The 26,627-nt window shown below is 72.2% G+C and carries 21 protein-coding genes and 1 tRNA gene; 11 read left to right on the top strand and 11 right to left on the bottom strand.

What is annotated here, in order from left to right; all coding sequences use genetic code 11:
* Nucleotides 1-182 precede the first annotated feature (182 nt).
* Nucleotides 183-1,607 (top strand): tetratricopeptide repeat protein, encoded by a 1,425-nt coding sequence (locus tag ACIO3O_RS18200; protein ID WP_401746710.1) that lies wholly within the window; start codon nt 183-185, stop codon nt 1,605-1,607.
* 149 nt (nt 1,608-1,756) lie between these two features.
* Here the strand turns inward: ACIO3O_RS18200 and ACIO3O_RS18195 are convergent, their stop codons facing one another.
* Both ACIO3O_RS18195 and hppD read right to left on the bottom strand, forming a co-directional pair.
* Nucleotides 1,757-2,890 carry a serine hydrolase domain-containing protein gene (locus ACIO3O_RS18195; protein ID WP_401746709.1) on the bottom strand — a complete coding sequence of 378 codons (1,134 nt, stop codon included), beginning with the start codon at nt 2,888-2,890 and terminating at the stop codon, nt 1,757-1,759.
* Between the two features lie 294 nt (nt 2,891-3,184).
* A complete protein-coding gene (gene hppD / locus ACIO3O_RS18190) occupies nt 3,185-4,345 on the bottom strand; it encodes a 4-hydroxyphenylpyruvate dioxygenase (protein WP_401746707.1) in 1,161 nt (386 codons plus the stop codon).
* A 123-nt stretch (nt 4,346-4,468) separates the two neighbouring features.
* On the opposite strand from hppD, the gene ACIO3O_RS18185 reads away from it, so the two are divergent.
* From ACIO3O_RS18185 to ACIO3O_RS18150, 8 genes are all read left to right on the top strand, one after another.
* On the top strand, nt 4,469-4,939 hold the full coding sequence (locus tag ACIO3O_RS18185; RefSeq protein WP_266653353.1) for an Lrp/AsnC family transcriptional regulator: 471 nt from the start codon (nt 4,469-4,471) through the stop codon (nt 4,937-4,939).
* 51 nt (nt 4,940-4,990) lie between these two features.
* Nucleotides 4,991-5,638, top strand: coding sequence for an ABC transporter permease (locus ACIO3O_RS18180; protein WP_189823967.1), 648 nt, complete (start codon nt 4,991-4,993; stop codon nt 5,636-5,638).
* The gene (locus ACIO3O_RS18175) at nt 5,631-6,905 is read left to right on the top strand and encodes a betaine/proline/choline family ABC transporter ATP-binding protein (protein ID WP_401746704.1); all 1,275 of its coding nucleotides are present in this window, start codon (nt 5,631-5,633) and stop codon (nt 6,903-6,905) included. The genes ACIO3O_RS18180 and ACIO3O_RS18175 overlap by 8 nt, the downstream gene beginning before the upstream one ends.
* On the top strand, nt 6,902-7,831 hold the full coding sequence (locus ACIO3O_RS18170) for an ABC transporter permease (protein WP_401746702.1): 930 nt from the start codon (nt 6,902-6,904) through the stop codon (nt 7,829-7,831). The genes ACIO3O_RS18175 and ACIO3O_RS18170 overlap by 4 nt, the downstream gene beginning before the upstream one ends.
* On the top strand, nt 7,828-8,793 hold the full coding sequence (locus ACIO3O_RS18165; RefSeq protein ID WP_401746700.1) for a glycine betaine ABC transporter substrate-binding protein: 966 nt from the start codon (nt 7,828-7,830) through the stop codon (nt 8,791-8,793). The genes ACIO3O_RS18170 and ACIO3O_RS18165 overlap by 4 nt, the downstream gene beginning before the upstream one ends.
* 101 nt (nt 8,794-8,894) lie before the next feature.
* Nucleotides 8,895-9,506: an ArsR/SmtB family transcription factor gene (locus ACIO3O_RS18160; RefSeq protein ID WP_401746698.1), complete on the top strand. Its 612-nt coding sequence runs from the start codon at nt 8,895-8,897 to the stop codon at nt 9,504-9,506.
* Between the two features lie 103 nt (nt 9,507-9,609).
* Nucleotides 9,610-9,846 carry a hypothetical protein gene (locus tag ACIO3O_RS18155; RefSeq protein WP_401746696.1) on the top strand — a complete coding sequence of 79 codons (237 nt, stop codon included), beginning with the start codon at nt 9,610-9,612 and terminating at the stop codon, nt 9,844-9,846.
* Entirely contained in the window at nt 9,843-11,195 is a 1,353-nt protein-coding gene (locus tag ACIO3O_RS18150; RefSeq protein ID WP_401746695.1) for an MFS transporter, read from the top strand. Before ACIO3O_RS18155 ends, ACIO3O_RS18150 begins: the two co-directional genes overlap by 4 nt.
* Here the strand turns inward: ACIO3O_RS18150 and ACIO3O_RS18145 are convergent.
* The 4 genes from ACIO3O_RS18145 to ACIO3O_RS18130 form a co-directional block, all read right to left on the bottom strand.
* Nucleotides 11,146-11,955 carry a hypothetical protein gene (locus tag ACIO3O_RS18145; RefSeq protein ID WP_401746693.1) on the bottom strand — a complete coding sequence of 270 codons (810 nt, stop codon included), beginning with the start codon at nt 11,953-11,955 and terminating at the stop codon, nt 11,146-11,148. The two genes, ACIO3O_RS18150 and ACIO3O_RS18145, sit on opposite strands and share 50 nt — an antisense overlap.
* A 73-nt stretch (nt 11,956-12,028) precedes the next feature.
* Nucleotides 12,029-12,670, bottom strand: coding sequence for an IclR family transcriptional regulator (locus ACIO3O_RS18140; RefSeq protein ID WP_401746692.1), 642 nt, complete (start codon nt 12,668-12,670; stop codon nt 12,029-12,031).
* Nucleotides 12,671-13,221: 551 nt separating this feature from the next.
* Nucleotides 13,222-15,003: a DEAD/DEAH box helicase gene (locus ACIO3O_RS18135; RefSeq protein WP_401746689.1), complete on the bottom strand. Its 1,782-nt coding sequence runs from the start codon at nt 15,001-15,003 to the stop codon at nt 13,222-13,224.
* Between the two features lie 337 nt (nt 15,004-15,340).
* The gene (locus ACIO3O_RS18130; RefSeq protein ID WP_401746687.1) at nt 15,341-16,996 is read right to left on the bottom strand and encodes an MFS transporter; all 1,656 of its coding nucleotides are present in this window, start codon (nt 16,994-16,996) and stop codon (nt 15,341-15,343) included.
* 170 nt (nt 16,997-17,166) lie between these two features.
* Between ACIO3O_RS18130 and ACIO3O_RS18125 the strand changes: the two genes are divergently transcribed.
* Together ACIO3O_RS18125 and ACIO3O_RS18120 are read left to right on the top strand one after the other, a co-directional pair.
* Nucleotides 17,167-18,027, top strand: a complete 861-nt coding sequence (locus tag ACIO3O_RS18125; RefSeq protein ID WP_401746685.1) for an alpha/beta fold hydrolase — start codon at nt 17,167-17,169, stop codon at nt 18,025-18,027.
* Between the two features lie 173 nt (nt 18,028-18,200).
* Nucleotides 18,201-18,272, top strand: a tRNA-Cys gene (locus ACIO3O_RS18120).
* Nucleotides 18,273-18,453: 181 nt separating this feature from the next.
* On the opposite strand, the gene ACIO3O_RS18115 is transcribed toward ACIO3O_RS18120, so the two are convergent.
* The 5 genes from ACIO3O_RS18115 to ACIO3O_RS18095 form a co-directional block, all read right to left on the bottom strand.
* A complete protein-coding gene (locus ACIO3O_RS18115) occupies nt 18,454-19,632 on the bottom strand; it encodes a lactonase family protein (protein WP_401746682.1) in 1,179 nt (392 codons plus the stop codon).
* 500 nt (nt 19,633-20,132) lie between these two features.
* A complete protein-coding gene (locus tag ACIO3O_RS18110) occupies nt 20,133-20,717 on the bottom strand; it encodes an AAA family ATPase (RefSeq protein ID WP_401746679.1) in 585 nt (194 codons plus the stop codon).
* 151 nt (nt 20,718-20,868) lie between these two features.
* Nucleotides 20,869-23,172, bottom strand: a complete 2,304-nt coding sequence (locus ACIO3O_RS18105) for a xanthine dehydrogenase family protein molybdopterin-binding subunit (protein WP_401746677.1) — start codon at nt 23,170-23,172, stop codon at nt 20,869-20,871.
* Nucleotides 23,169-25,382 carry a 2Fe-2S iron-sulfur cluster-binding protein gene (locus ACIO3O_RS18100; protein WP_401746674.1) on the bottom strand — a complete coding sequence of 738 codons (2,214 nt, stop codon included), beginning with the start codon at nt 25,380-25,382 and terminating at the stop codon, nt 23,169-23,171. Before ACIO3O_RS18100 ends, ACIO3O_RS18105 begins: the two co-directional genes overlap by 4 nt.
* Nucleotides 25,379-26,272 (bottom strand): FAD binding domain-containing protein, encoded by an 894-nt coding sequence (locus ACIO3O_RS18095; protein WP_401746671.1) that lies wholly within the window; start codon nt 26,270-26,272, stop codon nt 25,379-25,381. The genes ACIO3O_RS18100 and ACIO3O_RS18095 overlap by 4 nt, the downstream gene beginning before the upstream one ends.
* Nucleotides 26,273-26,627: the final 355 nt, after the last annotated feature.

The raw sequence follows: 26,627 nt of genomic DNA, 5'->3' as shown, positions 1-26,627 counted from the left end.
GTGCGCCGGGGGGCGGGGAGGGCGGGGGTGCGCCGGAGGGGCTGCCGCAGAGCCCCCCTGGGGCGGCGGGGGGCGGAGAGGGCGAGCCCGGGCAGGAGTGGGCCGGGAGCGGGGTGAGCCCGGATCGGGCGGGCCGCCCCCTTGGGGCGGCCCCGTCGCCCAAGGGGGCGGGGGCGGAGCCTGTGGGGAAGGGGGCCTGGTTCGGGTGGCGGGGTGGGGTCGCGCTCGGCGTGGTGGCCGTGCTGGTCACCGGGAGTGTCGTGGTGATGACGTCGGGCGGCGAGGAGAAGCCCGCACCCAAGGCCGTTGCGGGGGCGCCCGGATCGGCGGCGGCCCTGGCGGCCGTCCAGGCCCGGGCGCGGGCCAACCCCCGGGACGACGGGGCGTGGGCGGAGCTCGGCGAGGCGCTGGTGGCGCGCGGGGTGCGGGCGGCGGACGCCCTGTACTACCCGAGGGCGGAGGCGGCGCTGCGGCATTCGCTGCAGGTGCGCACGGCCGAGCGGGGGAACTTCCGGGCGATGGTCGCCATGGCCCGACTGGCTTATGCCCGGGGTGACTTCGCGACCGCCAAGCGGAGTGCGGAGATGGTGCAGATGCAGGCACCGCAGGAGTGGGCGACGTATCCGCTGCTCATCGACACGTACAGCAGGATGGGCGACGCGAAGGCGGCGACGCGGACCGCCGAGGAGCTGATGGACAAGCGCGGCGGGGCCGCCGCGCTGGGCTGGACGGCGCAGACGTACCGCGACAAGGGCTGGCGGGAGGACGCGGCCGTGTTGGCGACGGAGGCCGTGGTTGCGGCGGGCGGCGGCCCGGAGAAGGCCGAACAGCTGTGCAGGGCGGGCGAGTTGGCCTGGGAGCGGGGTGACGTGACGGAGGCGCTCGGCTACTACGACGCCTCGCTCGGTATCGAGCGGCGGCAGGGCGCGGCGGTGGCGGGGCGGGCCAGGTCACTGGCGGCGCTGGGCCGTACGGCGGAGGCGGCGAAGGCGTACAAGACGGCGCTCGCCCTCACCCCGAGGCCCGAATACTCCCTGGAACTGGGCGAGTTGATGGAGGCCACCACCGGGAACGGGGACGCCCAGTACGGGGTGGCACGGGCGCAGGTGGAGTGGAACCGGAAGCAGGGGGTGCGCGGGGACCTCGTCCTGGGGCGGCTGGAGAGCGACCACGGGGACGCGGACGTGGCGGTGGAGCTGCTGCGGGCGGAGTTCTCGCGGCATCCGGGGGCGGAGGTGGCGGACGCGCTGGGCTGGGCGTTGCACCGGGTGGGTGACGACGAGGCGGCGCTGGAGTACGCGCGCAGGGCGGTGAAGGAGGGGGCGCGGAACGCGATGTTCCTCTACCACCGGGGCGAGATCGAGCGGACGCTCGGTGAGTACGGGGCGGCCCGCCGGCACCTGGAGGAGGCGTTGCGGGTGCACCCGTCCTTCTCGCCGCTGTGGGCGCCGCGCGCCCGGACCTCCCTGGACCGGCTCGGGGCGCCGCCGTCGGGCGGGCCGCGCAATGTGTGGGGGTACCGGCCGAAGGCCCGCAAGGCGGCCGCCGGTTCCGGCCAGACGGCGCGCGGCACGGCGTCGCGCAAGCAGCGGAGCCAGCGGCACTAGCGGGCCCGGCGGGCTCGGCAGGCCCGGCGGGCTCGGCAGGCTCGGTGGCCCCGGAAGGACCGTACGGAGCCCTTGACGTTTCGTGAGCGGGGCGGGGGCGGGACGGGGCGAGCACCCCGGCCCCGGCCCCGGCCCCGCTCCCGTCGCGGTCAGCGGTTGAACGCCGGGAAGGCGAACCGCTGAGCAAGGACGAGCCCGTCCGTGTGGGCGTCGGTTGCGGTGACCGAGTAGACGAGAGTGCGGTCCAGCGTCTTCGTGGCGGCGACGACCGTGTGGTACCCGGGGCGGGCGCCGGTCTTGCCCCAGACCTCGCGGCCGTTCACCACGATCCGCTCCAGCCCGGCCCCGTACCGTGCGCCCGGCAGGTCGGGGACCGCGAACAGCTCGTCGCGCTGGGCCTGCGGCAGCAGCCTGCCGCCGATCAGCCCGACCATCAGCCGCTCCAGGTCGGGCAGGGTCGAGATCATGTCGCCTGCGGCCCACCGGTCGGACACGTTCCACTCGGTGACGTCGACGAGGCGGCCGTCCATGTCCTCGTACCCCCGGTTGTGGGGGCCGTGGATGCGGGGGTCTCCCCCGGCGGGGAAGGAGGTGTCACGCATGCCGAGGGGGCGCAGGACCTGCACTTCGGCCTGGTGGGCGTAGGTGTCCCCGGTGGCCTTCTCCACGATCATGGCGAGCACGAGGTAGTGGATGTTGCCGTACCGCTGCTCGGCGCCGGGCGCGTGGCCGGGCCCCTGGGCGACGGAGGCGGCGACGACCTCCTGCGGGGTGAGCGTCTCGAAGCGGTGCGGGTAGGACTCGTCGACGGTGTCGCCGAGGGACTTCCCCGGCTGGAGGCCACTGGTGTAGTTGAGCAGTTGCCGTACGGTGATGGGCGCGAAGTCGCTGGTGAGCAGCCCGGGGAGGTACTGCTGGACCGTCCCGTCGAGGTCGATCCGGCCCTGCGCGGCGAGCTTCAGGACAAGGGCGGCGGTGACCACTTTGGTGGTGGAACCGGCCCGGAAGCGGGCGTTCTCGATGACCTTCGCCCCGGTACGGACGTCCCGCACACCGGCGCTGCCCCGCCAGGTGCCGTGGCCGCCGACGCGGACGATCGCGGAGGTGGCCAGGGAGTCGGGCAGCCCCTTGAGCGCCTTCTCCAGGGCGGTACGGTCCGGGCCTCGCTGGTCCGCCGCCACGGCGGGTCTCTCGTGGGCGAGGGCGGGTGCGGCGAGCGGCCCGGCGGTGAGGCCGACCAGGAGGGCGGCGGCGAGGGCGGCGCGGGCAGCGGGAAAGGTCACGGGGGCTCCAAGTACGCTGAATCTGACGGGGGTTGACGCACCCCATCCTGATCGGACGCCCGCCCGTCGAGATCACCGCGGGGAAGGAGCCCCACCCCCGCCCGACCCTCACCGGAACCCCTGCCCCATCCCGTACCGAAACCCTCACTCACCCCTGACCGAAACCGCCACCCGCCCCGACCGGAACCATCGCCCGCCCCCGACCGGAAAACACTGCGGCCCCACGGGGCAGGTCCGTGGGGCCGCAGAGATCGAGAGGGCGCGTGCGGGGAAGTCACGCGTCCCGCGAGGGAGTTACAGGTTTCCCCGCTTCTCCTGCTCGCGCTCGATCGCCTCGAAGAGGGCCTTGAAGTTGCCCTTGCCGAAGCCCATGGACCCGTGGCGCTCGATCATCTCGAAGAAGACGGTCGGGCGGTCCTGGACCGGCTTGGTGAAGATCTGCAGCAGGTAGCCGTCCTCGTCGCGGTCGACCAGGATCTTCTCCTCGCGGAGGATCTCGACGGGCACGCGGGTCTCGCCGGCCCACTCGCCGAGCGTGTCGTAGTACGAGTCGGGGGTGTCGAGGAACTGGACACCGGCGGCCCGCATCGCCCGCACGGAGGCGACGATGTCGTTCGTGGCGAGCGCGATGTGCTGGACGCCCGCGCCGCCGTAGAACTCCAGGTACTCGTCGATCTGCGACTTCTTCTTCGCGATCGCGGGCTCGTTGATCGGGAACTTGACCTTCAGGGTGCCGTCCGCGACGACCTTCGACATGAGGGCGGAGTACTCGGTGGCGATGTCGTCGCCCACGAACTCCTTCATGTTGGTGAAGCCCATGACCTTGTTGTAGAAGCCGACCCAGTCGTTCATCCTGCCGAGCTCGACGTTGCCGACGCAGTGGTCGATGGCCTGGAAGGTGCGCTTGGCCGGGGGCTCGACGATCGGGGAGGCGGTGACGAAGCCGGGCAGGTAGGGCCCGGTGTAGTCCTTGCGCTCCACCAGGGTGTGGCGGGTCTTGCCGTACGTCGCGATGGCGGCCAGGACGACGACGCCGTGCTCGTCCTTGACCTCGTGCGGCTCGGTGAGGCCGGTGGCGCCCTGCGCGGTGGCGTAGGCGTACGCGGCGCGGGCGTCCGGGACCTCGATGGCGAGGTCGATCACGCCGTCGCCGTGCTCGGCGACGTGCGACTCGATGAAGCGGCCGTGGTCGGTGGCCGCCTTGATGACGGAGGTGAACACGAAGCGGGCCGCGCCGTTGGTGAGGACGTAACTGGCGGTCTCGCGGCTGCCGTTCTCCGGTCCGGAGTAGGCGACGAGCTTCATGCCGAAGGCGGTCGAGTAGTAGTGGGCGGCCTGCTTGGCGTTGCCGACGGCGAAGACGACCGCGTCCATGCCCTTGACCGGGAAGGGGTCGGCCTCGCGCGCGGTGGTGGGGGTGACGTGCCCAGAGGTCTCAGTCGTGGTCTCAGTCATGAGGGGAGCGTCCATCCACATCGCAAGCTGCGCAATAGTTCGCACAAATGCTGGTCAATGTGCATAGCGTCGGGCGAGGATGACCGGGCTATCTGTACAGGATGACTACCCCCGGGGGCAGGCATGGCCGTGGACGAGCTGGACGGGCGGCTGATCGTGCTGCTGGCGCGCGAGCCGAGGATCGGCGTGCTGGAGGCGTCGCGGCGGCTCGGGGTGGCGCGCGGGACCGTACAGGCGCGGATGGACCGGCTTCAGTCGAATGGCGTCATCCGGGGGTTCGGGCCCGACGTGGACCCGGCGGCGCTCGGGTATCCGGTGACGGCGTTCGCGACGCTGGAGATCAAACAGGGGCAGGGGGCGGACGTACGGGCGCATCTGGGGTCGGTGCCGGAGGTGCTGGAACTCCATACGACGACCGGGCACGGGGACATGCTGTGCCGCCTGGTCGCGCGCTCGAACGCGGACCTTCAACGTGTGATCGACCGGGTTGTGGGTTTTGATGGCATCGTCCGGGCTTCCACGGCAATCGTCATGGAAAATCCCGTTCCGCTGCGGATCATCCCGTTGGTGGAGCAGGCGTCCGGGCTGACCTGACCGTCGCCTTCGTACGCGCCCCGGCGCTTACGTCTCGCCGAGGAGTGGCCCGTGAATTTCTGGGAGTACCTCGGCAACCGGTACCAGCAGCTGCTGGCCGACGCGTTTCAGCATGCGAGCGCGGTGTTCCAGTGCATGGTCGTGGCGACCGTGCTGGGCGTGCTGATCGGCGTCCTGACGTACCGCAGTGAATGGGCCGGGAACCTGGCCACCACCGCGGCCTCCGGCATCCTGACCGTGCCGTCGCTGGCGCTGATCGGTCTGCTGATTCCGCTGGTGGGCCTCGGTGTGGCGCCGACCGTGATCGCGCTGGTGCTGTACGGGCTGCTGCCGATCGTACGGAATGCCATCGTCGGACTGCGCGGCGTCGACCCGACCCTGGTGGACGCGGCGCGCGGCATCGGGATGTCGCGGGCGGCACAGCTCGTGCGGGTGGAGTTGCCGCTCGCGTGGCCGCCGATCCTGACCGGGATCAGGGTCGCCACGCAGATGCTGATGGGGATCGCGGCCATCGCCGCGTACGCCTCCGGGCCCGGGCTCGGCAACGAGATCTTCCGGGGCATCTCCTCGCTCGGCAGCAAGAACGCGCTGAACCAGGTGCTGGCCGGGACGCTCGGCATCGTGCTGCTCGCCCTGCTCTTCGACGCCGTGTACGTCCTGGTGGGGCGTCTGACCATCCCGAGGGGGATTCGTGCCTGAGACGCCTGTTGCCACGAGTGGTGCCGCTTCGGCTTCCGGGGCCGCGATCCGGCTGGAGAACCTGACCAAGCAGTACGCGGGGAACCCGTACCCCTCCGTCGACAACGTGACGATGGAGATCAGGGCGGGCGAGACCGTCGTCTTCGTCGGCCCGTCCGGCGGCGGCAAGACCACCCTGCTGAAGATGATCAACCGGTTGATCGAGCCGACGTCGGGCCGCATCCGGATCGACGGCGAGGACGTCACCGACATGGATCCGGTGAAGCTGCGCCGGAAGATCGGGTACGCGATCCAGTCGTCGGGGCTGTTCCCGCACATGACGGTGGCGCAGAACATCGCGCTGGTGCCGAAGATGGTGGGCTGGAGCAAGGCGCGGGTGAACGCGCGGGTGGAGGAGATGCTCGACCTGGTGGGGCTGGACCCGGGGCAGTTCCGGGGCCGGTATCCGCGCCAGCTGTCGGGCGGACAGCAGCAACGGGTGGGCGTGGCACGGGCGTTGGCGGCCGATCCGCCGGTGCTGTTGATGGACGAGCCGTTCGGTGCGGTGGACCCGATCACCCGTGACCACTTGCAGGACGAGCTGATCCGGCTCCAGCACGAGCTGCACAAGACGATCGTGTTCGTGACGCACGACTTCGACGAGGCGATCAAGCTCGGGGACCGGATCGCGGTGCTGCGGGACCGGTCCCACATCGCGCAGTTCGACACGCCCGAGGCGATCCTGACGAACCCGGCGGACGACTTCGTGTCGGGGTTCGTGGGGGCGGGGGCGGCGCTGAAGCGGCTGAACCTGACGCGCGTACGGGATGTGGAGATCGTCGACTTCCCCACGGTGGGGGTGGACGACCCGCTCCAGGAGATCTTCGACAAGCTGCGGGACTCGCGGGGCAACGAGCTGTTGCTGCTGGACCGGCACCGCAGGCCGTACAAGTGGCTGCGGCGGGGCGATCTGAGCCGGGCGAAGGGTTCGCTGGCGCGGGCGGGCACGCTGGTGCACGACACCGTGACGCGGGACGCGACGCTGCGGGACGCGCTGGAGGCGGTGCTGATCGACAACGGGGGGCGGGTCGCCGTCACCGGGCGGCGCGGGGAGTACACGGGCGTCGTGGACATGGCGACGCTGATGAACTCCGTACAGGAAATGCTGGAGGCGGACCGGCTGGAGGCGGCGGAGCACCGGACGGCGGGGGCGGTGGATTCCGGGGAGGAGGAGGGGCTGGAGCATCCCTTCGTACGGGATGCGGGTGGGCCGGAGCGGCCCGCATGAGCCCGTCGAGCGCGGGCGGCTCGGGCGGCGTGGGCGGCCCGGGCGGTGTGGGCGACTCGGGCCGTGACCGGCAGCGGCCCGAGGGCGAGCACGAGGTGCGGGGGGTGGCCTTCCGGGACGACGGGCCGGGGACGGGTGCTCCGGAGGCGGCGGGGGTGGGGTCGGCGGTGGCCTCGGAGCGGCTGCCGCGCCGGGTGACGTGGCTGAAGGTGGTGCTGATGCCGGCGGTGCTGGCGGTGGTGCTGCTGGCGACATGGCTGTGGTTCCGCTCGGCCGACCTGGACTCGATCGCGCAGAACGCGCTGGCCGACGGCAATGTGTGGCTGCGCTTCACGGAGCACGTCGAACTGACCGCGATCTCCACCTTCTTCGTGCTGGTCATCGCGGTTCCGCTGGGCATCCTGCTGACCCGGCCCGCGCTGCGCAAGGCCGCGCCGGTCGCCACCGCGCTGGCGAACATCGGGCAGGCGACGCCCGCGATCGGGCTGCTCGCGCTGCTGGTGATCTGGCTGGGGATCGGGAAGAAGGCCGCCCTGATCGGCATGATCGTCTACGCGGTGCTGCCGGTGCTGTCCAACACCATCGCGGGGCTGCGGGCCAATGACCCGACGCTGCTGGAGGCGGCGCGCGGGATCGGCATGTCCAGGGCCGGGGTGCTCACGAAGATCGAACTGCCGCTGGCCGTGCCGCTGATCCTGGCGGGCGTACGGACGGCCCTGGTGCTGAACGTCGGCACGGCGACGCTGGCGGCCTTCGGGGGCGGCGGCGGGCTGGGCGACCTGATCACCAGCGGCATCCAGACGCAGCGGATGCCGGTGCTGGTGCTGGGGTCGCTGCTGACGGTGGCGCTGGCGCTGTTCGTGGACTGGCTGGCGTCGCTGGTGGAGCTGTTGCTGCGGCCGAGGGGACTGGAGGTCGGGGTATGAGGCGTTCTCTCGCGGGGCTGGTGGTGTGCGGGGTGCTGGTCTCCGGGTGCGGGCTGACCAGCGGGAGCCCGATGGTGGACGACGTACGGCCGGGGACGGTGGGGGCGGGGCTGCCGCTGAAGGGTGCGCGGCTCACCGTCACCTCGAAGGAGTTCACGGAGCAGCTGGTGCTCGGGCACGTCCTGGGGCTGGTCTTCGAGGCGGCGGGCGCGGACGTCCTGGACCGGACCGGCATCCAGGGGTCGATCGGTGCGCGGGAGGCCGTCAAGGGCGGCGACGCGGACGTGATGTACGAGTACACGGGCACGGCGTGGATCACCTACCTCGGCAACGACAAGCCGATCACCGATCCGCGCGGGCAGTGGGAGGCGGTCCGGGACGCGGATGCGGCGAACGGCATCAGCTGGCTGCCCCCGGCCACCCTCAACAACACGTACGCGCTGGCCATGAACGCGGCCAACCGGAAGAAGTACGGCACCACGACCCTCTCCGACGTGGCCGCCCTCTCGAAGAAGGACCCGGCGGCGGTGACGGCGTGCGTGGGCGCGGAGTTCGCGTCGCGGGACGACGGGGTGCCGGGCATGGAGAAGGCGTACGGGATGAAGATCCCGCCCGCCGACCTGATCAAGATGGACACCGGGGTCATCTACACGCAGATCGCGGCGGGCACGTCCTGCACGTACGGCGCGGTGTTCACCACCGACGGCCGGATCAAGGCGATGAACCTGACGGTGATGGAGGACGACAAGCGCTTCTTCCCCAACTACAACGCGGCCCCCGAGGTCAACAGCGCGACGCTGAAGAAGTACCCGGCGATCGCGGACCTGCTGGCCCCGGTGACGGCGAAGCTCACCAATGAGGTCGCGCAGGAGCTGAACGCCAAGGTGGACGTGGACGGCGACGATCCGCACGAGGTGGCGAAGGACTGGCTGGTCAGGGAGGGGTTCATCAAGGAGGGGTAGCGGGTGGGGAGTTGGGGTTCCGGGATGCCAACACTTGCTTGCAAAGACTCAGTTGCAAAAAGACCCTTGCAACTGAGTCTTTGCAACTCTACGGTTGAGGCATGCCCGCATCCGAGCCCGACACCACAGGACTCTCCGCCGAGCGGAAGATCCACGCCCTTGACGCCCGCACCCTGCGCGGCCTCGCCCACCCCCTGCGCATCCAACTGCTGCGCGCCCTGCGTCTGACCGGTCCGGCCACCGCGTCCCAACTGGCGGAAAAACTGGGCGAGTCGAGCGGCGCGACCAGCTACCACCTGCGCCAGTTGGCAGCGTACGGATTCGTGGAGGACGCCCCGGAGCGGGGCAAGGGACGCGAGCGCTGGTGGCGGTCCGCCCACGACGGGACCACCTTCGACTCCTCGCTGGCCAACAGCCCGGACCCGGCAGTGCGCGGGGCGGCCGACCTCTTCCTCCACGAGATCGCCAACCAGCACACGCAGGAGCTCAGCACCTGGATCGCCACCTCGCGCGACTGGTCGGACGAATGGCGGCGGTCCACCGAGATGAGCGACTTCACCATGGCGCTGACACCGGAGCAGGCGCGCGAACTGAACTCCCGGGTCACCGAGTTGGTCGAGAGCTACCGTCCTGCCGAGGAGGCCCACGACCTCCCGGAGGGCACCCATCAGTACCGGGTTCACGTGCACGGATTCCCCCTGCCCAAGGGCTGACCCCCGCCCCGCACGCCCCCTCACCCTCCCCTCCCCTCGCGCCCCCTCCCCCAGCACGGCCCCCCCTCCCCCGGCACCACCACGACCGAGAGGAAGCACCGCCATGCACCCCGACACCTTCCGCCACGTCCACCAGGCCCGCTCCGCCGACCTCCGCCGCGAGGCCACCGCCGACCGCCGGGCCGCCGCCGCCCCGCACCCGGACCTGTCCCGCCATGACGTACGCAGCCAACTGGGCTGGGCCCTGGTCGAGTTGGGCCTGCGTCTCGTCCGCACGGCGGGCGACACCCGGCTCCACACCACCGGCGACACCCGGTTCCGTACGGCCCACGTCTCGTGAGCCCTGATCCGCACGCCGGCGGCGGCGTCGACCGACGGCCGCTCGCCGCCCTCCTCACCGCGCACACCGTCTCCACCATGGGCAACTCGCTCACCCTGATCGGCGTGCCCTGGTTCGTACTGCAGACCACCGGCAGCGCGGGCCGGGCCGGGGTCGTGGCGTTCTGCGCGACGCTGCCGGTGGTGGTGGCCGCGCTGGTGGGCGGGCCGCTGATCGACCGGTTCGGGCGGCGGCGCACCAGCGTCGTCACGGACCTGATCTGCGGGCTCACGGTCTCCGCGATCCCCCTGCTGCACTACGCGGGGGTGCTGGAGTTCTGGATGCTGTGCGCCCTGATGGCGCTCGGCGGGCTGGTCGCGACGCCCGGCATGACCTCGCGTTCCGTCCTCATCCCCGACCTCGCCGAACGTGCCGGGACCAGCCTCACCCGGGCCGCCTCCCTCTTCGAGGCCTCCTCCGGCGGGGCCCGCATGGCCGGCGCCTCGCTCGCCGGTGTGCTGATCGCGCTGCTGGGCGCGGAGGCGGTGCTGCTGCTCGACGGGGCGACGTTCGCCATCTCGGCGGCGCTGATCGCGGCCGGGGTGCGCGGGGTGCGGGCGGCGGAGCCGGTGACGTCGACGGCCCGGTCCCCCTTCGCCGACTACCGGCGCAACCTGCGCGAGGGGTACGCCTTCGTGGCCTCCGGCGGGCTGCTGCTGGCCGTCATCCTGATGGTGATGCTCACCAACGGGCTGAACCAGTCGTGGAGTGCGGTCCTCTTCCCCGTGCACGCCCGGGAGAACCTCGGCGGAGCCACCCAACTCGGCCTGCTGAGCGCCCTGTTCGGCGCCACGGCACTCCTCGGCTCGCTGCTGTACGGGGCCGTGGGGCACCGCTTCTCGCGACGCGCCGTCTTCACGACCGCGTTCATCGTGGGCGAGGTACCGCGCTTCCTGGTCGCCGCGCTGACGGACAGCACGCTGCCGCTGGCGGTCACCCTGGCCTTCGGCGGGCTGCTGATCGGCACGCTCAACCCGATCCTGTCCACGATCATCTTCGAGCGCGTACCACTGGAACTGCGCACCCGCGTCCAGGGCATCATCACGGCGGGCTGCCAGCTGACGATGCCGCTGGGCGGTCTGACGGCGGGCTTCCTGGTCGAGGGCACCAGCCTGAGCACCGCGCTGCTGCTGGTCGGCGGGCTCTACTTCCTGGCGACGCTGAGCCCCCTGGTCTTCCCGTCCTGGCGCACCATGGACGACACACCGGCCCGGACGACCGCGGAGACCGTACCGGGAACGGCTGCGGAGGCGCCCCCGGTCAGCAGCTCGGAACCTTCCCCGCCCCGCCCTTCTTCGCCAGCTCCCTGAGCGAGGACACCGCGTCGTCGAGGGTGCTCACGGGCACCAGGCGCATACCGTCCGGCAGACCGGACTTCGCCTGCTCGCACTCCGCCTTCGGCACGAGGAAGACGGTCGAGCCGTCCGCCCTGGCACCCTTGATCTTCAGCGGTACGCCACCGACCTGGCCGACCGTGCCGTCCGCCTCGATGGTCCCCGTACCGGCGACGTCGAGGCCGCCGGTGAGGTCGCCGCCCGCACCATTGCCGTCGATCTTGTCGATGATGCCGAGGGTGAAGAGGAGCCCGGCGCTGGGCCCGCCGACATCGGCGAGGTTGAGGGCGACCTTGGCCCCGTTCCCCTTGTTCCCGAGGTAACCGAGGGCGGCGGAGACGGCACTGTTCTGCGACTTCACCATCTCGCCCTGGTTGTACTCGGAGATCTCCTTGTCGTCGCCGCCGACCGGGTAGACCACGCTGTGCGGCATGACGGCCCGGTCGTCCCGGAACCAGGCGTCGGCCAGGTCGCCGACCCGGTGGTCGATGGAGGGGCCGGTCGCCACGATGGTCGTCATCCGCAGCTTCCCGTCGGTCGCCCGGGTCGGCACCCCGGACACACTGATCACCGGCCGGCCCTTGCTGTCCTTGCCCAGGACATCGGTGGCCGACCCGGGCTGCGCCACCGCGAACGGCAACGGTGCCAGGGCCGCCACCCCCAGCAGCACGACGACGGGCAGGGCACAGAGGGCGATACGGCTGTTGCGGGAGAGCCGAGAGAAAAGAGGGAGCACGCCCCCAATCTATCGGCCGCCCCGCACGTCCCCCTCCTGGCGGGCCGCGCTGCTCCGCTGCGATCCCACGCCCCTACCTGAGCGCGTCGGCGACCTCCCGGGCCGCGTCGACCACCCGGGCCCCCACCCGCTCCGGCACCGAGTCGGAGAGCATGACGACCCCCACGCTCCCCTCCACCCCGGTGACCCCTATGAGCGGCGCGGCGGCCCCGCTGGCCCCGGCCTCCAGCTCGCCGTGGGTCAGCGTGTACCCGGGCTCGGTCAGGACGCTCTGCCGGGCGGCCAAGATCGCCCGGCCCGCGGCGCCCCGGTCGAGCGGGTGACGGAAGCCCGCCCGGTAGGCCACGTGATAGTCCGTCCAGGTCGGCTCGACCACGGCGACGGCGAGGGCCTCCGCGCCGTCGACCAGGGTGAGGTGGGCCGTCGCCCCTATGTCCTCGGCGAGGGACCGCAGCGCGGGGAGCGCCGCCTCCCGCACCAGGGGGTGGACCTGTCGGCCCAGCCGCAGCACCCCGAGCCCGACCCGGGCGCGGCCGCCCAGGTCCCGGCGTACGAGGGCGTGCTGTTCCAGCGTGGCGAGCAGCCGGTAGACCACGGTGCGGTTGACGCCGAGTTTGTTGGACAACTCGGTGACCGTCAGACCGTGGTCCGTATCGGCGAGCAGCTTGAGGACCCGTAGTCCTCTGTCGAGCGTCTGGGAAGTCTCCGCGGTCACGACGCCCACTCCTCTGTGGTGAGTGCGGACGGTCCTGCTGCGCATCGAACTCGTCACCGGTCCCGTCGGCAACGCGCGCAGAGGCCGCCGGCAGGCCATGGCACCGGCTGCGCTCCGAGGCGGCGCTGCCACGGGGCGTTATGCGTTGCCGGAAAGGTAGCGATCCACTCCGCTCAGCGGAAGACCTCGTCCAGAATCCGGGCGCGGAAAGGGAGTTGACCCCTCCGGCACTGTGCACATCACCCGTCGAAACCCACCGGAATCCCCCGTCGGGAACACCCGGGGCCGTTCGGGACCAAAGTCACGAACGGGTGGGACTTTTGGGCATATACCCGCGCTGACCAGCGCAATACTGTGACTGTCATGCCGAGGGCCGACCGTGGGGGCCGACCCTCGGATGTGATCCCGTCCTCGCGGGACGGCAGGGCGGGACCCGGAGCACGCACAGATCCGGTTCCCGCCCTCAGTCGTTCCCGCACTCAGGCGCTTCCGCCCTCTGCCGTTCCCACTCGGCCGTCCCAGGGAGCCCCGCCCCCTGGGAGCTGCGGGCCTCACCGCATCCGGGTGGCCCACTCCTGGACCTTCTTGATCCGCTCCTTGAGCTGCCCGGCCGTCGCCTCCGCGCTCGGCGGGCCGCCGCAGACCCGGCGCAGCTCGGTGTGGATGACACCGTGCGGCTTGCCGCTCTGATGGACGTACGCCCCGACCATCGTGTTCAGCGACTTCCGCAGCTCAAGCAGCTGCTTGTGGGTGACGACCGGCCTGGCCTCGGCGGCCTTCTCCAGGAGGTCGGCCTCGGCGGCGGGCTTCTGCCGGCTGTGCGCGATCTGCCGGGTCTGCCGCTTCTGGAGCAGCAACTGCACCTGGTCGGGCTCCAGCAGTCCGGGAATCCCGAGGTAGTCCTGCTCCTCCTCGCTCCCCGGGTGCGCCTGCATCCCGAACTCGGCCCCGTCGTACAGCACCCGGTCGAAGACCGCGTCCGACTCCAGCGCCTCGAACGGCAACTGGTCCTCGGTCTCCTCGTCCTCCAGCTTCTCCGCGTCGGCGAGGAGCTTGTCCTCCTCCGAGAACGGGTTCTCCTCCTCGCTGCCGCTCTTGGGCTTGTCGAGGACGTGGTCCCGCTCGACCTCCATCTCGTTGGCGAAGTCGAGCAGCATCGGGATCGTCGGCACGAACACCGACGCCGTCTCGCCCCGGCGCCTCGATCGCACAAAACGCCCCACGGCCTGCGCGAAGAACAGCGGTGTGGAAATGGTCGTCGCGTACACCCCGACCGCCAGGCGCGGCACGTCGACGCCCTCCGACACCATGCGCACCGCCACCATCCAGCGCGACTCGTCCGCGCTGAACTGGTCGATCTTCTTCGACGCCGCCTTCTCGTCGGAGAGGACCACGGTGGGCCTCTCCCCCGTGACCTTCTTGAGGATCTTGGCGTACTCCCGCGCCGAGTCCTGATCGGTGGCGATCACCAGCCCACCCGCGTCCGGGATGCCCTTCCTGACTTCGGTCAGCCGCTTGTCGGCGGCGGCCAGCACGTTCGGAATCCACTCGCCGGTCGGCGCGAGGGCCGTCCGCCAGGCCTGCCCGATGGCGTCCTTGGTCATCGGCTCGCCGAGCCGCGCCGCGATCTCGTCGCCCGCCTTGGTCCGCCACCGCATGTTGCCGCTGTAGCTGAGGAAGATCACGGGCCGCACGACGCCGTCCGCGAGCGCGTTGCCGTAGCCGTAGGTGTAGTCGGCCGACGACCTCCTGATCCCGTCGTTCCCCTCCTCGTACGCCACGAAGGGGATCGGGTTGGTGTCCGACCGGAAGGGCGTACCGGTCAGGGCCAGCCTGCGCGTCGCCGGGTCGAACGCCTCCTGGCACGCCTCGCCCCACGACTTGGAGTCACCGGCGTGGTGGATCTCGTCGAGGATCACCAGCGTCTTGCGCTGCTCGCACCGGTTGCGGTGCAGCATCGGGCGTACGCCGACTCCGGCGTACGTCACCGCGACGCCCTGGTACTCCTTGCTGAGCGGTCCCGCGCTGTATTCGGGATCGAGCTTGATCCCTATCCGGGCGGCGGCCTCCGCCCACTGCTTCTTCAGGTGTTCGGTCGGGGCGACCACCGTGACCTGCTGCACCACGTGGTGGTGCAGCAGCCACGAGGCGAGCGTCAGCGCGAAGGTCGTCTTTCCGGCGCCGGGCGTCGCCACCGCGAGGAAGTCGCGGGGCTGGTCCTGGATGTACTTCTCCAGCGCCCCCTGCTGCCAGGCTCGCAGCTTGTTGGCGGTGCCCCAGGGGGCACGGCCGGGAAAGGCGGGTGAGAGGTGGTGGGAGGTGGTAGTAGTCACGGTCTCCGGTCGCAGCGTCGGGTACGTGGCAGCTGCCGTGGAGACCGGCCGGATGACATCCGGGGCCCGTACGACAACCGGGCCACCTTACCGGCGCTGCACCCGCGACGCGCGGCGAGCGCGTCCGTACGGGCTCCGTGGGACTCAGCTCACAACCCCGCGGAGCAACTCTCCCCAGGTCCCGCTGGCCGCACCGGGTCCGGCCCTCCGGGGCGTCACGGCTCCCGTCCGAAACCGTGACTGCCCGGGTGCCACAGGGCCTGTACGGGCTTGCACCCCACCCTTGCCGCCTGCCCGCGGCCTGGCCCCTTTGCCCCTTGCCCCTGCCCCTCGCGACCTACGCAGCCTCCCGCTCGCGCAGCCGTGTCGCCACCCACGCCCCCACCAGCGCCACGCACGCCATTGGCAGGAACACCGCCGCGAACGCCGACGGATGGGAGCCCCCGGCCGCACCCGCGACCGTCGAGTGCGCCGCCACCGAGCCTCCACCGAGGGCCGCGAAGACCGCACCGCCGACCGCCAGCAGCATCACGTTGGACAGGCCGTCGGAGATCTGGAGAGCCGCCGAGTTGCTGCCTGCCTCCTCGGGAGCGGAGAGCTTCAGCAGCAGCACGCTGGTCGAGGCGATGACCATGCCCATCCCGAAGCAGCCGAAGCCCCACGCGACGCCGACGACCCACACCGGCACGGACGGGATCAGCACCGTCGGCACCACCGCGATCGCCGCCGCGACCAGCACCATGCCGAACGAGACCAGCCGCTCCCGGTAGGGCTCCATCCGCGGCCGCGACTGCACGAACGACCCGAAGGCCCAGGTCGCCCCGCCGACCGCCAGGGACAGTCCGGCCATCGTCGGCGACAGCCCCCGCTCGGTCACCAGCATCAGCGGCACGAACGACTCCGCCGCGATGAACGATCCCGCCGCCACCCCGCGCAGCAGCACCACCGACGGCAGCCCGCGCGCCGCCCGGTACGTGCCCCTGGGCAGCAGCCCGAGCACCGCCGGCACCAGCAGTGCCGCCCCCACCGCGGCGGGCAGCAGGGACAACCACCGCAGGTCCTGGCCCGCGTACTGGAGCAGCCCGGCGCCCAAGGAGATGCCCAGCGCCAACCGGATCTGCTTCCGGTCGAAGGGCGGCACCGGCGCCTCGGGGTCGGCGGGTCCTGCGGCCATCCGCCGGATCGCGGGCAGTGCGAGCGCCAGCGGGAAGACCACCAGGGCCGGAATCCCGATGAACACCCACCGCCAGCCGAGGTTCTCCGTGATCGCCCCGGAGGCGAGCGGTCCGACGACCGAGGGGATCACCCAGCTCGCGGCGAACGCGGCCAGGATCGCGGGTCGCAGCCGCTCCGGATAGGCCCGGCTGATCACCACGTACAGGGCGACGATCACCAGCCCGCCCCCGAGACCCTGGACGGCCCGTCCCAGGATGAACAGCAGCATGGTCTGCGCCGTGCCGGACAGCAGCAGCCCCGCGGCGAAGGCCGCGATGCCCGTGGTGAGCGGTGCGAGAGGGCCCCGCCGGTCCGCCCACTGACCGGACAGCACCATCGCGAAGAGGCTCGTGGTGAAGTACGCCGAGAACGCGAAGGCGTAGAGGGGAATGCCGTGCAGTTCGCGGGCGGCGACGGGCATCGCCGTACCGACGGCCGTCGCCTCGAAGGCGATGAGCAGAACGACCGAGACGATCCCGATGCTCAGGGCCCGGTGCGTCTTGCCCAGCACCCCCTCGGACCCGGACGACGCGGTGGCGTCGGCGCCCGCAGCCCCCTCCGCGGGTGGCTGGCCGCCGGGAGCCCCCTCGGACGCGTCGCCCGTCGCACGGGATCCGTCGCCCGTCGCACGGGACCCGTCGCCGGCTCCGGTGGGGGCGCCGGATGCCCCGGCGGGGATCTCGGACGCCCCGGTGGATATCGCGGACGTGCCGGTCGGCGGGTCGTCGGAAGTGTCGGTCGGTGCGACATCGGCGTCGCGGGGCCCCAGCACGGTCATAGCCTCAGAGTAAGGGCCAATCCTGGTGTGGACCCCTGTCCGTGGGAGGTGCCGATCTCCGCCCTTGGTCGTACGACCGGGCACCGTGCGACGCACCTGACCACCCCGCCGCACGGCCGCCGCTGCTGGAAGGACCGGTGGCATCGCCGGTCCCGGGCAGGCGTACCTGCATGCCTCACTACCGCTCCTACGACGACGCCACTCTCGCCTACCGGGTGCTCGGTTCCTCCCCCACCCCTCTCGTCTGTCTGGCGGGCGGCCCGGGGCGTGACGTCTCCTACCTCGGTGACCTGGGCGGCCTGGACCGCGAACACCGGCTCGTGGTCCCCGACTCCCGCGGCACCGGCCACTCGCCGCCCGCCGCCGACCCCGACCGCTACGCCTTCCCCGCGCTGGCCCAGGACCTCGAATTCCTGCGTGCCCACCTCGGCCTGGAGCGCTTCGCCCTGCTCGCCCACGGCGCAGCGGCCGCCACCGCCCAGTCGTACGCGGCCGCCTACCCGGACCGGCTGAGCCACCTGGTCCTCGTCTGCCCCGAGGGCCGGATTCAGGGCACCCGGGACGAACTCCCCGACGACACCCGGGAGATCTTCGAGTCCCGCAGCGCCGAACCCTGGTGGCCCGACGCCTCGGCCGCCGTCCGGGATCTGGCGACCGCGGGCCCGCAAGACGCCCGACCGCTGCTCGCCCGTGCGGCTCCGGCGGCCTACGCGCGGTGGGAGACTCCGCAGCACACCCATGCGGAGGCCGAACCCGACCAGCTCCATCCGGTGCCTCGGGCCGGATTCACGCAGGGCGTCGACGACCTGGCCCGGTTGGCGGTCCTCAAGAACCTGCGAGAGGTGTCCTGTCCGGTGCTCGTGGTGACGGGGGGCCTGGACACGGTCACAGGCGTACGGGCGGGCTCCGCCGTCGCGGACTCCTTCCCCCGGGGCGAGCAGCGGCGGCTCGCCGGGGTGGGCCACTACCCCTGGGTCGACGACCCCGATCTCTTCCGGGCAGCGGTGGCCTCGTTCCTCGGAGCGCTGTGACGCCTCACCGGGAAGCGCTCTGTGAACGGGGTGTGGCAGTCGCATTGCATGCCGCCGGATTCCCTTGAGGGGACCGTCAATTCCGTTCTACTGTTCTGGAGTTGCCAAGGAACAAGCTCTCCGGGGAGCAGTCAGTACCTCGTCGATTCCCCCCGTGAGCCGGTTCCGCACACGGCCGTGTGCCCGAGTGGCTCAGGGGCTCGCCTGCAAAGCGAGTTACGTCGGTTCGATTCCGATCACGGCCTCTGTCTTGTACCCCCTTCGCTTGCGTTCGTACCCGCGCTTCACGCACGCCCGACGTCTTCCGGGCCTCGTCGATGCCGCGTCCCGCACCCCCTCCAGTCCTTTTCGTACGCGGGATCTCCGCGTACGAAAAGACTAGACGCAGCCACTGACAATCGACTCCGAGCGCCTCAAATCCCCTGATCAGAGCGGCAGTACGCACACGGGAACGGGCGCTTCCAAGGCCGGGCCCGCCAACCTGAGACGCCCCGTTGCCCGGTCCACGCGGAAGATCGTCACCCGTCCCGACTTCTGGTTGGAGGCGAACAGGAGGCGCCCCGTCGGGTCGAGCACGATATGCCTCGGATACGAGCCGCCGGAAGGCGTGTGGGAAACGGGGTGCAGTTCGGCGCCGCCACGGCGGACGGCGAATACGACAATACTATTGTGGCCTCGATTGGACACGTAGACAAAGCGCCCGTCCGGCGAAATGATCACTCCTGCCGGGTAATTGCGCTCGTCCAGCACCGTTCCGCGCGGAAGCGTCGGCTGCGAATTTCCGGGGGTGAGCATTCCGGTTCGTGGGTCGTACGCGCACACCACGAGGGTGCTGTCCAGCTCGTTGACCAGGTACACGTGCCGTCCCGACGGGTGGAAGACCAGGTGTCGTGGGCCTGCGCCGGGGCGAGTGGCAGCCCTGCCACTCTCGCGGAGCGTCCCCTTCCGCTCGTCGAGCCGGTACGTGTGCACGGAATCGGTCCCGAGATCGACGGCGAGGAGGAAGCGACCCGCAGGATCGGTGACCACCTGATGCGCATGCGGACCTTCCTGCCGCTCAGGGTCGGGCCCCGAACCCTGGTGCCGCACCAGGTCGCTCACCTCGCCCAACGCCCCGTCGCGCCCGAGGGGGTGCACGGCGATGTTGCCGCCCGTGTAGTTGGCGCTCAGCAGAAACCTTCCGTGCACCGACACATGGCAGGGATCGGCTCCGCCCGTCGGCCTGGTCCCGAGCACCTCGGCCGGGCGGCCCCCGCCGATGCGAACCGCGGTCACGGCTCCTTCCGCCTGCTCGTTGACGGCGTACAGAGTGCGCCGGTCGGGGGCGACGGCCAGGTAGGACGGGTTCGCGACCCCTTCCAGCAGACCGGTCGAGGCGAGTGTGCCGCGGTCCGGCCGGTACGCGGCCAGGCCGATTCCGGTGCCGCCGCCGGGCTGTGCGGTGTACGTACCGATGTACGCGGTCCGCAGCGCGGCGGCCGCGGCTCCGGCGGAGCGGTCGTCCGAGGAGGACTCGGCACTGCGGTCGTCCGCAGCGGGCCCCGCGGCGCGGACATCCGGAGCAGCCCCTTCCGCGTACGCGCGCCCTGGCAGGACCAGGCCCACGAGGCCGGCGCCTGCGAGAAGCCCCCATCCCCTTCGGCTCAGGGCGCCTTCCGATTCCCTGCCTGTACGTTCCCCATCCGCCCCATCCACCCCAGCCGCCCCGTCCGCCTTGTGTACCTCGTGCGCCGCATGCTTCTCACCCATGAAGTCCCTCACGCCCCTTCTGTCCCGCCGGCCCGTGCTGTCGCGCCCCGCATGCTGGCGTAGGCCACTGGACAGCGGCAAGGCGCCACACCGCCCGCATCTGGCGGACAACGCGGTGGGGCGGGCCGTGCGAGCAGGGGAAAACCCGTGGTCAAAGCGGGCGAAGCACGATTGTCAGACCCGGATGCCACACTCTCTTCCACGCACGAATTTCCGTGCGAAGTCGCTGCGGCGGCCAGTTCCTTGTGAACTGCATAGGGAAGACCAGGAGTGCCGATACGGCTCTCCCTACCGGCGGGCCCCTTCTCACGGCAGCCCGGCCCTCCGCTCCCCGGCCTCGCATGCGGCCCGGCGCGTCACCCCACGCCGCTCCGGCCCGCTGCCGTCCCCACCCGCGCCTCGTCCAGCCGCGTGAGGACCTCGTCGACCGTGCCCTTCGGGGTCAGTTCCGAGGAGTCCAGCCACAGGCCGATCCTCGCGGTGGTCTCCCGCATGCCCCGGTCCATGAGAGCGGGGGTCCACCCCTCGCTGTAGCCGGTCTTCGCCCGGCCCTCCTCGCGGGCGGAGAGGGCCCCGGCGTCCGGTGCGAGGACGACGACGTACAGCGGCTCGGTGCGCACCAGGCCGATGTACCTCTCCAGTTCCTCGCCGAGGACGATGTCCTGTACGACCGCGGTGAACCCCTCCGCGGCGTACGCGTCGGCGGTGGCGGCGGAAAGCCGGTAGCGGAGCCGCAGTTGGGACAGTGCCTCCTCGCCCGCGTCCGGGGTCGTCTCCACGCGGCCCGACACGACCATCCGCCGGAAGACGTCCCCGCGGACGTGGGCGGCACGCGGCAACCGCTCGGCAAGCGCCTGGGCGACGGTGGACTTCCCCGCGGCCATCGCGCCCGTCACGAGAACGACGGCGGAATCCAGTTCTGCAATCTTGGAGTCGACCATGAAAGGACCGTAGCGAGAACTGCCGTACGCGTCTCAGGAGTTACGGCGCCGCCCACATCGCGGCAGCGGCTCGGCCCCCGCCGGGAGGAGCACAGGGCGGGCCGGAACGGGCGACCGGCCTGAATCCCGGTCACCGGCGAGCAGCAGGCGGCTAGGGGTTGCTGACAGCCGCCTGGGGCCTGATCGGCAGCCGGTTGACGGGCCGGCCGGTGGCGGCCCGGACCGCCGAGGCGACCGCGGCGGGCGAGGTGACGACGGGCACCGCACTGGCCGCCTTGGCGCCGAAGGGGGCGACGACGTCGCGCTCCTCGACCAGCTTCACGATCCGGATGTCCGGGGCGTCCAGGGCCGTCGGCAGGGCGTAGTGCGTGAGGTTGGGGTGGCGCACCAGGCCTCGTGGGGTACGGAGGTTCTCCGTCAGGGCGGCCCCGACGCCCTGGGTGACTCCGGCTTCGATGCGGGCGGCGAGCTGTGCCGGGTTGAGGACGCGGCCGACGTCCTGGGCGACGGCCATCTCCACCACCCGGATGGAGCCGAGTTCGATGTCGACGTCCACGACCGCGCGCACCGCGCAGAAGGCGAGTCCGACGAAGGCGTCGCCCTGCCCGGTGTCGTCCAGGGGCTCGGTGGGGTGCGGGCGGCACTGGGCGGTGGCCCACAGTTCCTTGCCGTCCATGGCCTCGGTGACAGTGGTGCTCAGGACGCCGTCGTAGGAGGTGATCTTGCCGTCGGCGATGGAGAGGAGTTCGGTGGACATGCCGAACTTGTGGGCCAGCGGCTGGAGGAGCTGGGTGCGGACCATCTTCGCGGCCCGCTCGACGGCTCCGCCGGACACCCAGGTGTGGCGGCCGTGGGTGGCCGGCCCTGCCGGGGGCTGGTCGGTGTCGACCGAGGCGACGTGCACCTCGTCGATGCCCAGGGTCTCCTGGACGATCTGGCGGGCCAGCGTCGAGAAGCCCTGGCCGGTTTCGACGGCGGCGCAGATGACGGTGGCGATGCCGTCGTGGACCTTCACGGTGGCGGTGGAGACCTCGTCGGCGCCCTCCGCGCCGAGCATGTGCACCATGCCCAGGGCGTAGCCGACGCCTCGGCGCACAGCGCTCGGCTCACCCGCACCCTCCGGGCCGCCGGGGAGCAGCCAGCCCTCCTCCGGGGAGTCCTTGGGGAGCGTGGGAAGCGGGAAGTCCCGTACTGCACGCAGGAGTTCGGCGACGGGGGCCGGGCAGGTGACGGTCTGGCCGGTCGGCAGCAGGTCGCCCGTGGCCAGGACGTTGCGCATGCGCAGCTCGGCGGGCTCCAGGCCCAGCTTCGCGGCGAGCTTGTCCATCTGCCCCTCGTACGCGGCGCACACCTGGAGGGCGCCCTCGCCCCGGACGTGGCCGGACGGAGGGTTGTTGGTGCGGACGGCCCAGCCCTCGATGAAGGCGTGCGGAACGACATAGGGGCCGCAGGCGAAGGACACGGCGGCGGCGAGGGACTCGGAGGAGTCGTCGGCGTACGCGCCCGCGTCGAGCAGGATCTGCGCCTCGACCTTGACCAGGCGGCCGTCGGCGTCCGCGTGGTGGCGGTAGCGCAGCAGGGTCGGGTGGCGGTGGGCGTGGCCGAGGAAGGACTCCTCGCGGGTCGCGGCCAGCTTCACCGGGCAGCCGGTGCGCAGTGCCAACAGGCCGAGCGGGAGTTGGAAGCCCGCGTCCTCGCGGTCGCCGGTGGCGCCGGGGACACCGGTGACGACGATCTTCACCCGTTCGCGGTCCAGGCCGAAGCTGGCGGCGGCGAGGTCGCGGTCGGTGTGCGGGTCGGTGGAGGCGGTGTAGATCTCGACGCCACCGTCGGGGCGGGGCACGGCGAGCCCGGCCTCGGCGCCGATGGGGGCCGGGTCCTGGCGGCCGATCCGGTACAGGCCCTCGACGACGACCTCGCCACTGGCCTCGGGGTCGCCGAAGCTGAGCGGGATGTGCCGGATCAGGTTGCCGTCGGGGTGCAGGGGTTCGGCGGCGAAGGCCTGCTCGGGGTCGGTGACCGGTTCCAGGACCTCGTACTCGACGGCGATCGCGGCGGCCGCGAGCCGGGCGGTGTCGGGGTGGTCGGCGGCGACGGCGGCGATCGGCTCGCCGTGGTGGCGGACCACGTCGTACGCGAAGACCGGCCGGTCGACGATCTTCCGGCCGTAGTGCGGGTCGCCGGGGACGTCGGTGTGGGTGACGACGGCGCGCACGCCCGGCATGGCGGCCGCGGCGGACGTGTCGACGGAGAGGATGCGGGCGTGTGCGTGCGGGGAGCGCAGGATCGCGGCCCACAGCAGGCCCTCGGCCCACAGGTCGGCCGCGTACGGGAAGGTGCCCTCGGTCTTGGCGCGGGCGTCGGCCGCGGGGAGCGAGGCGCCGAGGCCGTGGGCGGGCTGTTCCTGCTGCGTGCCGCCGACCGCTGCGGTCGCGGTGGCCGCGTCGTTGCTCACGCCATGCCTCCGTCGTGCGGGTGGTGAAGGGTGTGCTGGGCGCTGCCCGCGCCGGGGGGCGCCTGGTGCGGGATACGCGCCTCGTCCGAGGTGTGGCCGCTGGCGGCGGCTTCGGCGCTCGCCTCGCGTTCGGCGACGACGTCACGTACGGCTTCCAGGACGCCGCGGTAGCCGGAGCAGCGGCAGAGGTTGCCGCACAGGGCCTGCCGGGTCTCCAGCTCGGTCGGCGCGTGGTTGCCTTCGAGCAGGTCGTGCACCGTCATGGCCATGCCGGGGATGCAGAAGCCGCACTGGACGGCGCCGCAGTTGGCCAGGGCCCGCTGGACGTCGGAGGGTTCGCCGTCGGTGGCCAGGCCCTCGACGGTACGGACCTCGGAGCCGGCGGTGGTGGCCGCGGGCACCAGACAGGAGGCGACGAGGCGTCCGTCGACCTGGACGGCACAGGCGCCGCACTCACCCTGGGAGCAGCCGTCCTTGGCACCGGCGAGGCCGAGGCGCTCGCGCAGGACGTACAGGAGCGACTCGCCGATCCAGGCGTCGGTGACGGGCCGGTCGGCGCCGTTGACCCGCAGCACGTAGGAGGCGCTGGGGTGTTCGCTGGGTGCATCGTGGAAGGGCGGGGGCTCGTGCGGAGCGGCATAGGACGGTGCGAAGTCCGACTCCGGGGAGGCGGTGGGACCGGAGTCGGGGACGTACTCGGTGCCGTGACCGGCGACGAGGTCGGGCGTCTCGACCTCATCGTCGGCGGTCGGGGCCTCGTGAGGGGCCTCGGGGAGCGCCGTCGCTTCGCCGGTCGGTACGTCCGGGGCGGCGGGGGGATCCGTCGTGGCGGCCACGTCCGTGTTGTCCTCGGGCGCGGTCTCGCCGTCGGGGGCGTCGGCCGGCTCGACGGTCCGGGCCTCCGAGGCATCGTCACCGGCGTGGACGTCGGTCGGCTCGGGGGCGTCGGGGTCGGCTGCGGGGGCAGAGGCGTCCGGGACCGGCGCGGAGTCGGGTGCCGGGAGGGAGGTTCCGGCGGCCGGGGTGGCGGTCGGGGGCTCCTGGGGGCCACCGAAGGGGCCCTGTGCGGGAACCGGGTGTGTGGTGCCCTCGCCCGGGGTGGGCTCGTCCTCGGGAGCGGAAACACCGGCGGGCTGGGCGGCCGGAAGTGCCCAGGGCGCGGGGGCGCCACCGGGGAGGGTCGCGGGAGCGCCCTGCATCTGCCAGGGCGCCGGAGGCACCGGGCTTCCGGGGACGGTCCCCTGGCCGGACGGCGCGGACGGGCCGGACGGGCCGGGCAGCGCGGACAGGCCGGACGGCTCGACGTGTTCGGCGGACGTGTGCGGCGCGTGCGGCGCGTGCGGCGCGTGCGGCGCGTGCGGCGCATCCTCGGTGTACGACGCACCTTCGCCGTGTGGCGCTCCCCCGGCGTCCGAAGTCGACGGTGTGGGCCCGAGGGCCGGGTACTCGCCCGAGTCGTCCCGGGATTCGTCGTCGGTGAAGGGCATCGCCCACTGGCCCGTGGGCGCGCCGGCTCCGTCGGTGCCGGGGCCCTGGCCTGAGACGGCGGGTCGCGCGTCGGAGGCGGCGGGACCGGCGTCGAGGGCCTCGGTGAAGTTCCACTGGCTCGTGGCACCCGCGTCGTGGCCTGCCTCCGGCCAGCCCGGGGCGGCGGACGGCCGGTGGGCCTGCACGCCGGGAACGCCGTGCCCGTGCCCGTGTCCGTGGCCGTGTTCGTGGTCACCCTGCGCCAACTCGCCGTACCCCGGCACGCCGTGGGGCGGCGTGCCGTAGGACGGCTGACCCCGGTCCTGCCCCAGCTGCCCCTGTCCCTGAGGGTCCTGGTAGGGCTGGGGGTCCTGGTGGAGGTGGACGTTCCAGGTGCCGGTCTCCAGGGGGGCCGTGATGTGCGGGGGCACGTAGTCGTGGCCGGGGGCGGCGAGCGGGGTGCCGGTGCCATTGCCGCTGAAGTCGAAGCCTTCGGGCAGCTGGACGAACGCCGTGGCGTCGGCGTCGTACTCACCGCCCTGCGGCGTCGGCTGCCAGCCGTGGGAGGCGAGGCCCAGCGCCGGGGCGTGGGGCTGCTGGTGGCCGTTGCCACCGTCACCCTGCCCGGCGCCGCTGCCGCCGTGCCCGGGACCGCCACCGTGCCCGGTGTTCTCCGGCTCCCCGGAGCGATCGGTGTGACCGGTGTGCTCGGCGTGATCGGTGTGCTCGGTGTTGTCCGTCACGACAGCGCCCTCCCCAGTGCTCGTCGGGCCAGCGCGGCGACCGTGCGCCGCAGGTGCAGTACGGCGGGGGGCAGCGGTTGTGCCTCTCCCCCGTCCACCGGCTGGGGCGGGTCCGGGATGCAGGCGGCGGCGACGTACTCGCCGAACGCCTCGCAGGCCTCCGGGGCGAGGCGCCGTTCGCCGTCCCAGTCGATGAGCGAGGCGATCCACGCCTCGGCCTCCAGGGGGCGCAGCGGCATCTGCGCGATCGCGCCCACCGCGCAGCGCACCCCGCGCCGGGCCGGGTCCAGGACGAGGGCGACCGAGGCCGTGGCACGGCCGGGGCCGGTGCGGCCGGTGGCCTTGTAGAAGACCTGCGGGGCGTGCAGGAGAGGCGCGCGGACGAAGGCGATGAGCTCGCCGGGTTCCAGCATCGCGCGCCCGGCCAGGAGATGGGAGACCGGGATGTCACGCTGGCCGCCGGGGCCCGCGACGACCAGGGTCGCCTCCAGAGCGGCCAGCACCGGCAGGGAGTCGCCGGTCGGTGCGGCGGTGACGATGTTGCCGCCGAGTGTTCCGGCGTTGCGGATCTGCGGCGGGCCCGCGGCGCGGGAGGCGGCGGCGAGGGCGGGGATGAGGGCGGCGAAGTCCGGTCGGCCCATGCGGGCGTGGGTGAGTCCGGCGCCGAGGAGGGCGTGCCCGTCCTGGTACTGCCAGCCCCGGATCTCGCTGATCCGGCCGAGGCCGACCAGCCCGGAGGGGCGCAGGTGCCCGGAGTTCACGGCGGCCATCAGGTCGGTGCCGCCCGCGACGGGCACGGCGGCGGGCATGGCGGTGAGAGCCGCCACGGCCTCGTCGAGCGAGGCAGGCAGCGTCACCGACTGCGCCGCCTGCGGTGCGTGCGTGGTCAACCCAGCTGCCCCTTCCCGGTGTCCCGCCTTGTTGCGCCGTACGGTACGTGCTCCCGGCCCGGACGTGGCAACTCTGGCACATCTTCGAATCGGCCCGACGCGAGGGTCCGCCCTGGGACTTCCCGCCGCGCACCGGGACGTGATGCCCCTATGACCCGCTCCTCCCGAAGAGGCCGGATTGACCACATAGGGATGCTTCGGATCATTCGGGCATCTCCGCACCCTTCACGGCAGTTGTTCAAGATTGCACAGCTTGGGGGCGCCGCACGACCGACCAACCGATCGCCCCGGACGCCGACACCGACGCCCATACCGACGCCCGTGCGACGCCCGCGCCGACGCCCGTGCCGACGCC

This window comes from Streptomyces sp. NPDC087440, assembly GCF_044744005.1.
Lineage (GTDB): Bacteria > Actinomycetota > Actinomycetes > Streptomycetales > Streptomycetaceae > Streptomyces.
The sequence above is the reverse complement of the archived record's forward strand: the minus strand, read 5'-3'. Positions and strand labels throughout refer to the sequence as shown.